The 15,105-nt window shown below is 30.3% G+C and carries 16 protein-coding genes and 1 tRNA gene; all 17 read right to left on the bottom strand.

Going from position 1 to position 15,105, the window contains the following annotated elements; all coding sequences use genetic code 11:
- Window positions 1-2: 2 nt before the first annotated feature.
- Window positions 3-902, bottom strand: a complete 900-nt coding sequence (locus BLV79_RS00445) for a polyprenyl synthetase family protein (protein ID WP_074714931.1) — start codon at window positions 900-902, stop codon at window positions 3-5.
- 1 nt (window position 903) lies between these two features.
- Window positions 904-1,131, bottom strand: a complete 228-nt coding sequence (xseB, locus tag BLV79_RS00440; RefSeq protein WP_074714928.1) for an exodeoxyribonuclease VII small subunit — start codon at window positions 1,129-1,131, stop codon at window positions 904-906.
- Window positions 1,103-2,341, bottom strand: coding sequence for an exodeoxyribonuclease VII large subunit (xseA, locus tag BLV79_RS00435; RefSeq protein WP_074714926.1), 1,239 nt, complete (start codon window positions 2,339-2,341; stop codon window positions 1,103-1,105). Before xseA ends, xseB begins: the two co-directional genes overlap by 29 nt.
- Window positions 2,342-2,343: 2 nt before the next feature.
- Window positions 2,344-2,781: a transcription antitermination factor NusB gene (gene nusB / locus BLV79_RS00430; protein WP_074714923.1), complete on the bottom strand. Its 438-nt coding sequence runs from the start codon at window positions 2,779-2,781 to the stop codon at window positions 2,344-2,346.
- 144 nt (window positions 2,782-2,925) lie between these two features.
- On the bottom strand, window positions 2,926-3,303 hold the full coding sequence (locus tag BLV79_RS00425) for an Asp23/Gls24 family envelope stress response protein (protein WP_074714921.1): 378 nt from the start codon (window positions 3,301-3,303) through the stop codon (window positions 2,926-2,928).
- 150 nt (window positions 3,304-3,453) lie between these two features.
- Window positions 3,454-4,392: a homoserine O-acetyltransferase MetA gene (metA, locus tag BLV79_RS00420; RefSeq protein ID WP_074714919.1), complete on the bottom strand. Its 939-nt coding sequence runs from the start codon at window positions 4,390-4,392 to the stop codon at window positions 3,454-3,456.
- Between the two features lie 94 nt (window positions 4,393-4,486).
- On the bottom strand, window positions 4,487-6,445 hold the full coding sequence (gene ligA, locus BLV79_RS00415) for an NAD-dependent DNA ligase LigA (protein WP_074714916.1): 1,959 nt from the start codon (window positions 6,443-6,445) through the stop codon (window positions 4,487-4,489).
- 34 nt (window positions 6,446-6,479) lie between these two features.
- On the bottom strand, window positions 6,480-7,226 hold the full coding sequence (locus BLV79_RS00410; protein WP_074714913.1) for a pseudouridine synthase: 747 nt from the start codon (window positions 7,224-7,226) through the stop codon (window positions 6,480-6,482).
- A 203-nt stretch (window positions 7,227-7,429) separates the two neighbouring features.
- Complete coding sequence (locus tag BLV79_RS00405; protein WP_074714911.1) at window positions 7,430-8,503, bottom strand: SH3 domain-containing protein; 1,074 nt, start codon at window positions 8,501-8,503, stop codon at window positions 7,430-7,432.
- 44 nt (window positions 8,504-8,547) lie between these two features.
- A tRNA-Arg gene (locus BLV79_RS00400) sits at window positions 8,548-8,619 on the bottom strand.
- 267 nt (window positions 8,620-8,886) lie between these two features.
- The gene (locus BLV79_RS00395; RefSeq protein WP_074714908.1) at window positions 8,887-9,318 is read right to left on the bottom strand and encodes a flavodoxin; all 432 of its coding nucleotides are present in this window, start codon (window positions 9,316-9,318) and stop codon (window positions 8,887-8,889) included.
- A 45-nt stretch (window positions 9,319-9,363) separates the two neighbouring features.
- Complete coding sequence (locus BLV79_RS00390; RefSeq protein WP_074714905.1) at window positions 9,364-9,957, bottom strand: DUF3793 family protein; 594 nt, start codon at window positions 9,955-9,957, stop codon at window positions 9,364-9,366.
- Between the two features lie 305 nt (window positions 9,958-10,262).
- A complete protein-coding gene (locus tag BLV79_RS00385; RefSeq protein ID WP_074714903.1) occupies window positions 10,263-11,804 on the bottom strand; it encodes an L-lactate permease in 1,542 nt (513 codons plus the stop codon).
- 250 nt (window positions 11,805-12,054) lie between these two features.
- Entirely contained in the window at window positions 12,055-13,329 is a 1,275-nt protein-coding gene (gene sstT / locus BLV79_RS00380; protein ID WP_074714899.1) for a serine/threonine transporter SstT, read from the bottom strand.
- 101 nt (window positions 13,330-13,430) lie between these two features.
- Window positions 13,431-13,814 (bottom strand): hypothetical protein, encoded by a 384-nt coding sequence (locus BLV79_RS00375; protein ID WP_074714896.1) that lies wholly within the window; start codon window positions 13,812-13,814, stop codon window positions 13,431-13,433.
- Between the two features lie 37 nt (window positions 13,815-13,851).
- On the bottom strand, window positions 13,852-14,364 hold the full coding sequence (locus BLV79_RS00370) for an endolytic transglycosylase MltG (RefSeq protein WP_074714893.1): 513 nt from the start codon (window positions 14,362-14,364) through the stop codon (window positions 13,852-13,854).
- Complete coding sequence (locus BLV79_RS00365) at window positions 14,361-15,053, bottom strand: DUF6115 domain-containing protein (RefSeq protein ID WP_074714890.1); 693 nt, start codon at window positions 15,051-15,053, stop codon at window positions 14,361-14,363. The genes BLV79_RS00370 and BLV79_RS00365 overlap by 4 nt, the downstream gene beginning before the upstream one ends.
- Window positions 15,054-15,105 lie beyond the last annotated feature (52 nt).

The following is a 15,105-nucleotide window of genomic DNA, read 5'->3' as shown; positions in this document are numbered from 1 at the left end:
ACTTACTTATTCCTGTATACCAAATATACAAAAAGTTGTTCTAAGAACTTATCATCTTTTCCGAAAGAATGCAACATATCTATAGCCTCATCGGTAAGCTTTTTTAAATCTTCTCTTGATTTTTCTATTCCTTCAAATGTTACATATGTTTCTTTATTATTCTTCTCATCGCTACCGATAGGTTTGCCTAATTCTTCAAAGGTACTTACAACATCTAAAATATCATCTTGTATTTGAAATGCTAATCCAATTTTAGAAGCAATTTGTTCAACCATTGTAATATCTTCTTCAGAGGCATTTGCTAGCACAGCACCAATTACCATAGAAGCTTCAATCAATGCTCCCGTTTTTAACCTGTAGATAAAATCTAATTTTTCACGAGTGATGACGCTTTCTGGACTTTTTTCCGATTCAACATCAACTACCTGTCCTCCGACCATACCATATACACCCGCTTTTTGGGTCAAAACTTTTAATGCTCTAATTACTGAATCCTTGTTATCCGAATCAACATCAAAAGCACCAATTGCCACTTCATAAGCATAGTTTAATAAAGCATCACCTGCTAAAATACCCATTGCTTCACCATATTTTGCATGTGTTGTCTTGTTGCCACGTCTATATTCATCATTATCCATAGCAGGCAAGTCATCATGCACAAGCGAATATGTGTGTATCATTTCAATTGCAGCCATAAAAGGATAAATTGAATCAGATGTACCACCAAACATATCATATACTGCTTTCATCAACATTGGTCTGATTCTTTTTCCACCAACTACTATACTATAGTTCATTGCCGAAAAAATTGTTCTCTGATATCCTTCTTCTTTAGGAAGATACAATACTATTTTTTCAGTTATCTCTTTTGCTCTTTTCGTGATTTCTTCCTTAAAACACATATTATAACTCCTCTAGTTCTCCATCTTCAGTCAATTTAAGCATTTCACCTTCCATTGACTGTAACATTTTATAGGATTCTTTAATTTCATCCAAACCTTTTTTATAATATTCAAATGATTCTTCAAGTGAAATATCATCAGAATCCATCTTACTTAGTAATTCTTCTATTTCACTAAATCTTTCTTCTATAGATTTAGATTCAATTTCTTCTTTCTTTTTCTTTGCCATAGTATTCTCCATTTTGCTCAACATCTATTATTCTTGCCGATGCTCTTCCGTCCATAAAATAAAGATTAACTTCTTGTGAAATTTCTAATTGTTCAACGGACTTAATATTTTTATCATCTTTCCCAGATACAAAAGCATAGCCTCCAGATAAACGTTTAGTTGGAGATTTCGAATCAATACTTTGTGATAAAATAGCTAACTTGTGTTCATAATCAGCAAACTTCTTATGCATAGAATTTTTCAATTCAACCAAATATGTGTTGATTCTCATTTTTTTCTCCCCTAAAAGTCTTTCAGGGTTCTTAAGTCTGACATTATTTTCAAGATCCTTTAACTTATATAAAATATTATTTATTTTATAGCCTAGTTTCTGATTTAATTCATCATTATATTTTTCTAACTCACTAATTATATCTGAATATTGACAAATCGCAAGCTCAGCACCCGCCGAAGGTGTAGGAGCTCTTAAATCGGCAACAAAATCAGCAATCGTAAAATCCGTTTCATGACCGACAGCTGAAATAATTGGAACCGAGCAATTAAATATTGTCTCTGCAACAATTCTTTCATTAAAAGCCCATAAATCTTCTAATGATCCACCGCCTCTTCCAACTATCATAACATCTACACCAATTTGCTCTAATACATTTATACCATTAACTATACTTTCTTTAGCACCTTCACCTTGAACTAAAGCTGGATACAATATCACCCTCACCTTAGGATTACGTCTTGTAACAATATTTTGAATATCCCTGATTGCTGCACCTGTACTTGCTGTAACAACACCTAATGTTCTTACATATTTAGGAATCGAGCGCTTATATTCTTGAGCAAACATTCCCATTTCTTCAAGTTCTTCTTTTAATGCATTAAATTTAAGGAATAAATCTCCATCGCCACCATGCTCAATTTCTTTTGCGTATAGCTGATACACTCCATCTCGTTCAAAGACTTCAACAGAACCTGTTACCACAACCCAATCTCCATCTTTCATGATAAAATCTAGTCCTGCTCTTTTGCCTTTAAACATTATACATTTAATTAAGCCTTTTTCATCTTTTAGGCTAAAGTATATATGTCCACTACTATGATACTTACAATTTGATACTTCACCTTCAACGCTTATGTTCTTTAACATAAAATCTTGCGCAAACATATTGCCAATATAATTGTTTAGTTGTTGAACTTTATATACATTTTTATTCATAATTACTCTACAAATCTAGATAAAACACCATTAACAAATGCTTTCGACTTATCTGTGCCATACATTTTTGCAAGTTCTACAGCCTCGTTAATTGCTACTTTATTTGGTACATCTTCATCAAATAAGATTTCATATGCAGCAAGGCGAATTATAGTCAAATCCACTTTTGTCATCCTTGATGTTTTCCAATTATCTGACACTTCATTTATCTTTTCATCAATTTCTGTAACATTTGTTATAATATTCTTTACTGAATCAATAACTAAATTCTTTTCTTCATCTGTCATTTTAGAGATATCATCTTGAATTTCTGGATAGTCTTGGGTCAAACCAATATCATCTAGATAAAAGTCTAATTGTTCTTTCATATCCTCACTATCGTGAAAATCTAAACGAAATAATAATTTAAAAATATTTTCTCTAATTTGTGATCGTTTCATTTTGGGGGTTCCTTTCTATTTGGTATTATAAATTCATAGTATTATACCATTATCATATTATTATCTATTTTTACATATAATCAAAAAATAAGGATGTCTAATGACATCCTTGATTATACTATAAATTCAAATGATTAAAAAGTCCTATTTATTTTCTGACATGTCAACACTTGCAATTCTTATATTTACAACTGCAACCGTTAAACCTGTCATAGTTTCTATAGCACTTTTAACTTTATCCTGAACGTTTTTAGATACTTCTGGGATGCTATATCCATAAGCAATATTAATTGCAACATCAACTTTAACTTCCTCTTCTAAAACCTCCACAACAATTCCCTTAGAAAGATTCTTCATTCCAAGCTTGCTAACAATCTCATTAGTGATGTTACCAGCTAAAGAACTAACTCCTTCTACCTCAGTTGTAGCAAGTCCAGCGATAATCGCAACTACTTCATCCGCAACTCTAACTTCGCCAGAATCACTTTCTTTTATCTTAAATGTTTTTCTGTTTTCAGCCATTTTATGCCTCCTCAGTAATTATATATTCTATTATAACAAAAATTACATCTTTTGAAAACATTATTTTTAATTCTCTTTATCAAAAAAGAAAAAATAATGTTTTAATTGTCTATTTTATGACAGATTATTTACGTTATAAGAGTGTCAAATTTATACCAACTTATCAGTATTACATTGATTATAACTAAAATCGTATGGCGTTGCCTGATATACATAATAATTCAACCAATTTGTATAGAATATACTTGCATGTGATCTCCATGACAATTCTGGTTTTTGACTAGGATCATCATCAGGATAATAATTAAGTGGCGGATCCATCTCTATCCCTTTTGATATATCTCTTTTATATTCTGTATCAAGTGTATATCTGTCATATTCTGGATGACCCATCATGAAAATTTGTCTACCATCCTCTTTCATAACAAGAAATACTCCAGCCTCTTTTGAATCGGCTAAAATAATTAAATCATCACATTTTTCAATATCTTCTTTTCTTACAACAGTATGTCTTGAATGTGGTGCCATAAAATAATCATCAAATCCCCTAACAAGTGGTATTTTTCTATTTCTTACTCTATGTTTAAAAATTCCAAAACACTTCTGCCCTAAAATGTGTTTTTTTATGCCAAAGTGATAATATAATCCTGCTTGTGCTCCCCAACAAACATGCAATGTAGATGTAACATGTGTCTTAGACCATTCCATAATCTTACATAATTCTTCCCAATAATCAACTTGTTCAAATTCCATTAGTTCAATTGGCGCACCCGTTAAAATCAAACCATCATAATTTTTGTCTTGTACATCACTAAATTTTTCATAAAATTTATTTAAATGACTAAATGATGTATGAGTTGATTCATGTGATTCTAACTTTAAAAAAGAAACATCTACTTGCAGTGGAGTATTCGATAACATCCTAAGTAATTGTAATTCTGTCTCTTCTTTTAATGGCATTAAATTTAAAATTGCAATAGTAATAGGACGAATATCCTGATGGATAGCCCTATGTTCATCTATAACGAAAATATTCTCTCTTTCTAAAATACTTTTCGCAGGTAAATCATTTTGTGTCTTAATTGGCATTATTATCCCTCTCTCTCATACTAAAATATTTCTATTTAAAACCTCTAAACAAAATATATTAGAATTTTTTAAACATTTTAAAACTCACCAAATATTAGTTTCTAAACATCTCATTAAACCTATCTTCCGAAATGATAGGAATATTTAATTCTCTTGCTTTATTGTTCTTTGAAGAAGTAGATTCTAAATCATTGTTAACAAGATAATTTGTTTTTTTAGAAACCGATCCAGTTACTTTTCCTCCTTCAGCTTCAACATACGACTTGAATTCTGATCTATTTTTAAAACTATGTACATCTCCAGTAATTACAAATGTCAATCCTTGGCATTTTCCTCCATCAAGAGTAACTTTTTGACCATCTGTAATATTGATAACACTTAATAAAGCTTCAAATTCGTCTTTATTAGTACCTTCATGATACCATTTAAGAATAGAATTCGACTTTTCTTCTCCTATACCATCTATATCATTAAAAGGAATCATATTCTCTAATCTTTTAACAAATTCATCAAATCCCATACTTGTCACTATTCTTTTAGCAGCATCTAATCCTATCATTGGAATGCATAAAGCATAAATAAAATTAACTGCCTTTATAGTTTTACTTTTTTGTATTGCTTTATCGATATTTTCACAAGATTTTTCACCAAAACCATCTAGATTCTTTATTGTGTCATAATACCTATTTAATTTAAAAATATCTTTAAAATCGACTATAAATCCCTCATTCATAAAGCGTAAAATAGTTTGAACTGATAATCCCTCTATATCCATTCCCGATTTACTTACAAACCTCTCAAATCGTTTAACATATTTAGCAGAACAATTTTGGTTTACACAATGAAGTGTTTTGGTTCCAGTCTTACTTACATGAATGATTGTTTTAGCACCACACACCGGACATACCTCAGGAATTTTAACTTCGCACACTCCATTTTCTGAAGATATAACCTTAGGAATAATTTTATTTGCTTTAATTACTTCTACTTCCGCTTCTTCCTTTAAATTCAATCTTTCGATTTCACTTAAATTACATAATGATGCTCGCGAAACCATTGTACCTTCAATTTGAACCGGTTCAAATACAGCAACTGGTGAAATTGTTGAAACTGCACATGACCATTCAATATATTTTAATTTTGTTTTAACTGATTCATCTTGCCACTTAAAAGCCAAACCAGCTCTAGTAGCATGATGTCCAGTAATACTTCCTGTTTGTGCATACTCAACATCATCATAGCATATAACTAATCCATCAACAGGAATATCCATCTTACCAGTTTCAACATCTTTAGTCCATCTTTCAACAGCATCAGCTATTGTTAATGCTGTACATTTTTCTCTTTTTACTACTGTAAAACCAAGTTCTTTAAGATAATCCATTCGTTTTCCCCACGAATTTATCTCATCATCAATATGCACTAAAGTAAATGCATTAAATTTCACATGTCTTTTCTTTACTTCCTCTGGATTATCTAAATTTAATGAACCAGAAGCAAGATTTCTAGGATTAGCATATTTTTCATCATCATCTTCTATCATATCATTGATATCATTAAAATCAGTATATGAAATTGTAGCTTCTCCACGAACAACCAAGTGACCTTTATAATTAATCTTTAAAGGATATCCGTTAATTACATTACTTAGATGAGTAATATTTGTTCCAATTGTACCATTACCTCTTGTAACAATTTTTGTAAGTTTCCCATCATCATATGTCAATACTAACGTCAAGCCATCAAGTTTCCATGAAAGCCATATATCTTTATCTTCAGCCCATTTAATGAGTTCAGCAACACTTTTTGTTTTAGCTAAAGACAAAGCCGGAAATTCATGCTGTTCTTTTTTTCCTGTTTCTTTATCCGTTCCCACCGTTTGAGTTGGAGAATCGAGCAAAACTATACCTGTTTCTTTTTCAAGTACAACTAATTCATCAAACATAGCATCCCATTCATAATTGGACATTATTTCATTTCCACCAGAATAATATGCTTCAGACGCCTTATTTAGTTTTTTGACTAAATCTTCAATTTTATTTCTGTTATCCATAATCACTCACCTATTTATTTTTTCTTAAACTTTATTATTGAAGTCTTCGTGGGCCATTTGTAGAGCTAGAAATTTTTGAAGTTAAGAGTTTTAACTCTGCCGGTGTTACATCCCTGTACTTTCCTATTTCCAAATCTCGTAATTGAATATTCATAATTCTAACACGTTTTAAAAATGTAACTCTGTACCCAAACTCTTTACACATTCGACGTATTTGTCTATTTAGGCCCTGCGTTAAAATAATTTTAAAACTTTTATCATTTATTTTTTTTATTTTACATGGGCGAGTTGTTTTATCAAGATCTGGTATATAAACACCTTTTGACATACATTCTATAAAATCATCGGTTATCACTTTATTAACTTTTACTATATATTCTTTTTCATGCTCATTACTTCCACGAATAATTTTATTGAAAATATCGCCATTATTTGTAAGTAAAATTAATCCTTGTGAATTCTTATCAAGTCTTCCAATTGGAAAAATTCTCTTTGGATAATTAATATAATCAATAATATTATCTTTTTCTCTCTTTTCAGCTGTACAAACAACTCCGACAGGTTTATTAAATGCAATCAGAACGAATTCCTCTTCTTCATTTATTAGTTTACCTTTAAAGTAAACCTTCTGTCCGGGCATAACTTTTATTCCACTTTCAGCCACAACGTCATCTATTAACACCTCACCTTTTGAAATGTGTTCATCAGCCATTCTTCTTGAGCATACGCCTGCCTGACTAAGATATTTGTTAATACGTACACCTTCAACTTGATTTGTCATTGTTACCTCATCTATTTTTTAATTTATTATTGTTATTTATTATGTATCGTTATTTATTTCAAATTTTAATTAAAAAAACTCTGTTTGTTTTTTAATACATGTTATAACTTTTTATTCTATTTTCTCTTTCTTCAATAATATTTGTTATTATTCAGAAAAACGGAGACTTATAAAGTCTCCGCTCCTTTTCAATAGTTACTTCATTAGTTAGTTACAAATTGTTTATTGATATAACCTGTATGAACACCTTTGTCATCTGAGAACTGAATATAATAATAATCACCCTCTTGACCAAGATTCTTATACTCACCAGCATCAATAGATCCAACTAAATTACTTCCTTCAGTACCAGCTCTATCTCTTACAAGAATACCAGTACCACTTACTTTAATAGTGTCAGATTTCTTCTCTTCAGGCTTATTCTCTGTTGACTTCTTATCAGCATCTTTCTTGTCATCAGACTTTTTGTCAGAATCCTTCTTATCTGTTGATTTCTTCTTATCATCACTATTTTTAGCTTTTTCTTTCTTAGTCCAATCTTTGATTTTGTCTTTAACATTTGTAACTTCTGTTGCAAGTGCTTTATCCTTAGCTAAAGCTTTATTGTATGCTGTTTCAGTGTCTTTTCTAAGAGCAGCTACATCATCTTGTTTCTCATATTCTGAAATTAAACTATAGATTGTTTTATCCATTGCATTTTCATTCTTTGAGAAATTGTAACTACTATATAAGTTGTTGATATACAATTTACCATTATTATCTGTTTCAAGGTAGAAGAATTCAAGACCAGGCACGGTAGCATCAACTTTGTTAAACTTTAATCCATAATATACTGAAACAAAGTACGAACCTTCTGTTAAACCATTTTTCACATATACTTTTACATTTTCAAATGAATCATATTCACTTGTAATGAATTTAATATATGCTGCTTCCTCGCTAGATATTGGTGTTGCAACTTCACTCATCTTATCAATATCAGCATTAGCATATCCATCAAAGTATTTCTTCATTAAGTTTGTGATTTTTTTGTTTAACTTCTTATCGCTAATAAATTTCTTATCGAACTCAAAATTTTCAATATTTGCTTTACCAGCTTCAATTTTGCCCATTTTCTTAAGTCTTCCGCTATCAACAGCCACAGCATATACTAAAACTGCAACCAAAATAACTAAAAGAATAGATGCAGCAATAATTCTAAAATTTCTCTTTAGAAAACTGCCGTTCTTACCCTTTGGTGAAAAAAATTGTTTTATCTTATCACGCAAACTCTGCATAATAGTCCTCCTAGTATTTCTTATAAATTTATTATATCATTGTATGCAACCAGCGGGAATCGAACCCACATTTCAAGAGTCGGAGTCTTGCGTTCTATCCATTATACTATGATTGCACTTAAAACAATTAAATCAACACACTTTTATATATTAACAACTGTATATGAAAAAGTCAAATTATATTTTGTGTCTATTCTTTGTTTTTATAAAAAAATAAAACGCTAAGATTACTCTTAACGTTCTATTTTTCTACACTAAGTTTTTAACAAATTTTCCGAGAGAAAAGATATGGCGAATCTTTGTCGGAGTCTATATAATTTATATATCAAGCGAAGTGGGAGATACTTCGACTTGCTACCATTTTTGAAAGCAAATAAAATTTGCTATACACTAGCCAATTGCTGACCTAAACTTTCGCAATTTAATATTGCTTCATCATCTGGATATTCTTGACAAATGACGCCTTCATCATTTACAACAGTTGCGCCGGCAGCTTTCATTCTGTCAACCCAATTTCTCATCCATTCACCATCGCCCCAACCATATGAGCCGAATAAACCAATTGTTTTAGAAGAACAAATTCCACATATTTCTTCTACTAAAGGTTCCATTTCACCTTCTTCTAATTCTTCAGCCCCCATAGCTGGGCATCCTAATGCAAAAGCTTTATCTCCTTGCAATTCTGAAACTGATACACTACTGCAATCTAACACTTCAGCCTCTTTTCCTTCTTTTTTTATTCCTTCAGCTACAGCCTGAGCCATTGCAGCAGTATTTCCTGTCTGTGACCAATAAATCACTTTAATTTTATCCATCTTTATCCTCCTAAATGACCTTTTTATTATTTTCTAATGATTTTTTTAAATAAAATCATTATTAACGATTTCTATTAAACTTTTACCAGATGCATAACTTTTAAGTATTCGCACTTGGCAATCATCAAATTTCTTAAAAAGTTTCTCTTTAAAAGAAACATCTGCATATACTTTCCAATAACCTGTCATCAACGAATTTTCTCCATTGTTTTCTATGAAACCAACTACATCCTCTATTGGATATCCTAAAAACACACCCATCTCATGTGGAAACATATCCCTTTTTTTTAAATACACATTATATCTTTTTTTGAATTCTAATAATTTGTATTCAAAGTTTCCTTTTTTATATCCTATTTTATATAAAACATCTACATTCTCTTTTTGAGAAAAGTATTCTTTTATAATTGATTCGTCATAAACTAAGAATATTATTTTCCCATTAAAGCGTGCAAGTTCAAACGTCTCCAAAAACACACTTTTACAAATTCTAACTACAGATTTTTCATACTTTTCTTCAACACTCAACAAATTTGACGACTTATCTCTTATTAATACTGGAGTGCACTGTACAATAATCTGCAATTCAAGTTTTTTTAAATCTCTCCGATTTAAAATTTCAATAATTTCTGAACTCATACAAGCTCCTTTCGGTTAGTGTTCTCTAACTGTTTTATATAATACATTTATAACTAAAGTTTGTCAAGCCTTATTTAATAATTTTTTATTTTTTTTTTACTTTTTATATTTTTCACCTTTTTTATCAATTCATGTCTTTTATATTTATTAAAATATTTTTTTACAAAAAAGAGCCTCAATGACTACTTGTCATTGAGGCTCTAGAAACATTCATTAAAACGATATTTAAAAAATCATTATCTAAATCTAAAGTAAAATAATTAATTTTTAGAAAAATCAATCAATTTTTTAATTCTATTAAGCATTTAAACTAATCCAATTAATGGGAATGTATAACAAATAATACCAGCTAATAAAACGAATAGTATTGTCCATACAACAACTTTACCCATAATTTTACTTTCTACACCGCTTAAACCTACAGCAGCAGAACCAATTGCAATTGACTGAGGGCAGATCATCTTACCTAATCCAGCACCCATTAAGTTACCAGCTGCTAGCCAAGCACTATTTGCTCCAATAGCTGTTGCTGTTTCTGTCTGAACTTTACCAAATAAAGCAGTTGTTGATGTACCTGAACCTGTTACAAATCCACCAATTGTACCAATTAATGGAGAAATAAGTGGGAAATATTTACCTGTAACACTTACTAACTCTTTTGAAATAGAAGATGTCATTCCACTATATCCCATAATTTTAGCAACTGCTAAAACTGAACAAATTGTGATAATAGTTTTAACGTTAGATTTAACAGTTTTACCTAAAATACCTAACATTGTCTTAAAGCTAGCGCCTTGAATCGCTCCACCAATAAATCCAGCTAATAAAATTAATACACCTGGTGTGTTAACCCAACAGAATGTTAAAGGTTTACCTGTTGGATAAAACTTAACCTGTGAAGCAATCTTAAGTAAAGGTTTATTAATGAATGGTACTAATTTTGAAGTTAAAAGTAAAAATACAAAAATGAAAATAAATGGTGACCATGCTTTAAATGCCTGAACAATTGTTAATGTTTGTTTTTTCTCACCTGAAGATGCAACTTTAAAATCTGGATTATCAGGTGTCTTTGCGAACATAGCATATAAAATGATTACAACCATACAAATAATTGCACCAATAATATTGGCAAGATCAGGACCAATAAACTGTGCTACAACATACTGTGGAACAATATATGCTAAATCTGCAATTAATGTAAACAATACTAAACCTTTTAATGCTTTAAAGCCTTTACCAATTACTACTACTGCAATAAATGGAATAATGAATTGTACTACTGACTGAATTAATGCAACGTCTGATGAAATTTTAACTGTATCAAGACCTGTAATTGCATGCATTGTATTTGTTGGTACACCTACTGAACCAAATGCTGTTGGTGTAGAGTTAATAATTAAACATGTTACAACTGAAAGTAATGGATCAAATCCTAATCCAACAAGGATACCAGCAGGAATAGCAACAGCTGTACCAAAACCAGCCATACCTTCCATGAAGTTACCAAAACCAAATGCTATTAAAAGCATTAAAATTCTTTTGTCTGTAGAAACACTAGCAAGCATTGCTTTAATCGAATCCATTGCTTTTGTTTCTAAAGTCAAGTTATAAGTAAATAATGCTGCCAAAATAACGATAATGATTGGCCATAGTGCATTACAGATACCTTCTAACGAAGCTAATCCAATATTTGCTGGTGTCATTTTCCATACGCTACCAGCTAATACTGCTGTAATGACAAGAGCTCCTAAACAAGCTAAATGTCCTGGCATCTTTAAACCAGTTAATGCCACAATCAAACATAAGATTGGGGCTAATGCAAGAATAAATAATAAAAAGTCATTCATAGTATGATTCTCCTTTTTTTCTACAAATTTTACGAAGACTTAAGAACTCTTATCTATACAAATATTAAAAAAACTATATTAAATCATCATTAAATCATCGTAAAATTTGTGATTAGTCGAAAAATATATTATCACAAATTACGCCTTGTTTCAATAGGCTTACAGCTCTAATGATATTTTTCGACCATTCAACAATAAAAATTATTTTGTACTATTTTTTTAATAATTTTATTTAATTATCACTAAATTTTTATTTACTAGTCATAAAATCAGGTAAAGGTTTACCAATTTTTTTCCATTGATAGAATTCTGCTGTTGCAGCAAACATTACATCACCTGAAGAATTAAGCATTGTTTCAAAAGAATCTTGAACAACATTAATCAACAAACCTATAGATACTACCTGCATAGAAATTGTGTCTGGAATACCAAATAATGAACAAGCCATAGGAATTAATAATAACGAACCACCTGTTACACCTGATGCACCACACGCAGCTAATGCAGATAAAATACTTAGAATAATAGCAGTACCAATATTAACATGAATACCAAGTGTATGTGCTGTTGCTAAAGTCATAATGGTAATAGTTATTGCTGCACCATCCATATTAATTGTTGAACCTAGCGGTATAGAAACAGAATACATATCTTTATCTAATCCCATTTTTTCACATAATTCCATATTAACTGGAATATTAGCTGCTGAACTTCTTGTGAAAAAGGCAGTAATTCCACTTTCTTTTAAACATTTAAATACAAGTGGATATGGATTAGTTCTTAAAGTTACACCTGCAATTAAAGGATCAATAATCAAAGCAACTATAAGCATACATCCAATCAACAAACATAACACTTTACCATATTTTAAAACAGAGCTAAATCCGTTTGATACAATTGTATTATATACAATACCTGCAATTCCAAATGGAGCACAACTAATAATCCATTTTATAAGCAAGGACACTGCACTTGCAAAATCCGCAACAATATCTTTTGTTACTTTACTTGAACATTTTTTCAAAGCAAATCCAAATAAGACTGCCCAAAAAAGTATACCTAAATATTGACCGTTTATTATAGCATTTATTGGGTTTTGAATAATACTAAAAATTATATTTTTCATTACAGCGGATAAACTTTCTGGGGCTTTTCCTACAGCTGATGTTGCATGCAAAATAAGCTTTTGTGGAAAAATAAAACTTAAGACAACTGCTGAAACTGCAGCTAAAAATGTACTTAATAAATAGAAAAAAATTACCATACCAAATCTTGAATCTAATTTAGAATCTCCAGATGCTAAAGAACTACTTACTAATACAAAAACTAAAATAGGTGCAATTGCTTTTAGAGCACCTACAAAAATATCTCCTAAAATACTAATATCGACACTTTTAATTCCTAATAAATTATGGAAAACTAATGCCCAAGAAACACCTACAAGCATACCAAAAACTATTTTTATAACAAGATTAGTGTCATTATAATTTTTGATAGCTTTTTTCATATAACCTAAAAACTTCATAATACTTTTGTTTAGCTATCAACTAAACTGCTCCTCTCTTCCTTTCGTTTTTAGAAACGAAAAAATAATATCTCTGAATTATAATAACACATAATCCTTTTTCAATCTACTTCTTTAACCTTCAAAAGTCCTTTTTTACATTTTGGACATTTTAGAAACTTATAATCTATATTTTTTAGTTCACTTGAACAAATAGGACATTGAGACTCAATTATTGAAATTTTACCATCTTTATATATACTTGAAATCGTAATTCCTTGAACTATTTGTTTACATTTTGGGCAAAACTTAGGATTAAATGTTGCGATAGCCTCAATGAATACAGTTTTATTAATTGACTCTTCAACCTCTTTTTTAAAGGGCTCTCCATAGTCCTCTATTGCATTCATAATTGCAACCTTATCTTTACTAGATTTTTCTACACCTTTTAAAAAAACAAATTCTTCCCCACAAGAAGAACATTTAAAATCTAATCTTGAATTCATTTATAATCCTCCCTTTCATTTTTTTGAATAGTCCTTTTTATTTTGAAAAAATTTTGCCAATTTCATCTTCTGACATACCTTTTTTCACATTAAAGGAACCTGCATGTAAAAAACTATCATATCCTTTTTCAACCATAAAATGTCTCATTGATTCAGAACTCTTTACGACACCTTTATCCTGTAGTTCATCACATATTTCTTTTAATGTTTCTCCCTTTTTAACGACTACTGTTATTTCATTTTTGTTACTTGATGTATCTTGACCATTTTCAGTACCTTGGTTTCGAATCTTATTTGTTTTTGATTCTGTAGTATTATTTTTTTTCGTTGATTCTTTAGAATCTTTATTATTTGTTGTAGATTTTTCTTTGCTATCTTTTTTTAATTTTAAATTATATTCAGTTGAACTTTTTTTTATTTTTTGGGCCTTTTGAAGTATTTCTGCGTCCGTCAAATCTTTTGGCCCTTTCACTGAAAAAAGAATCATCAAAATAATTGTAGACGACAAAATGCCAGTTCCTAGACCTCTAATAAAATATTTTAATCTCATTGTATCGCCTCCTTAACATTATTTCGATACAATCCGATTACAAATTTTACCTCTCCAAGACCTAGTCCTAGCTCCTTTGCAATTTCAACATTATTTTTTCCACTCTTGTGTAAACGAAGAATATCAACATTATGATTCGATTTATCGTCACTATCTGTATTAGTTTTACCATTCTTTATAGATTCAGAAAGTAACTCATCTTCTTCAATTTTATCAGTATCGTTTAGTTTTTCCTCAACATCTTCTGCCGTCTGTGCTAGTCTCGCTAACACCTCATCTTGTGTTGATTTCATATTTGCAGAAAACTCAGATAATTCACCTGCTAGCTTTGTTAATTCCTCATGTTTATCATTTAACATACTGTATAAAAACATAATTTCATTGTGAGTCTTATTCATTGAATCTAACACAGTGTCAGAATATTCACTAATAGTCATAACTTTACTATTAGTTTCTTTTTCCATTGCTCTTTCTGCTATTTCGAGATTATAATCAAGCTGTTCTGTTATTTTTTCATCAATAGTAACATCCGCGTTTTTCATTTGTTTTTCAATAACAATTTTCATTTGTTTTTCGCTTAAAGCATTGATTTTTTCAATGTCATTTTGTGACAATCTCTCTTCAATGAAAAAACTTGCAATCATAAAAATTACGCCCATGACTATTAAACTAATTTCAACTGTTCCCATATTATTCCCCTTCTCTCTTAAAACCTAACCTTAATCCACACCTTTATTTATA

The sequence above is a fragment of the Lachnobacterium bovis DSM 14045 genome (assembly GCF_900107245.1).
Classification (GTDB): Bacteria; Bacillota; Clostridia; order Lachnospirales; family Lachnospiraceae; genus Roseburia; species Roseburia bovis.
The sequence above is the reverse complement of the archived record's forward strand: the minus strand, read 5'-3'. Positions and strand labels throughout refer to the sequence as shown.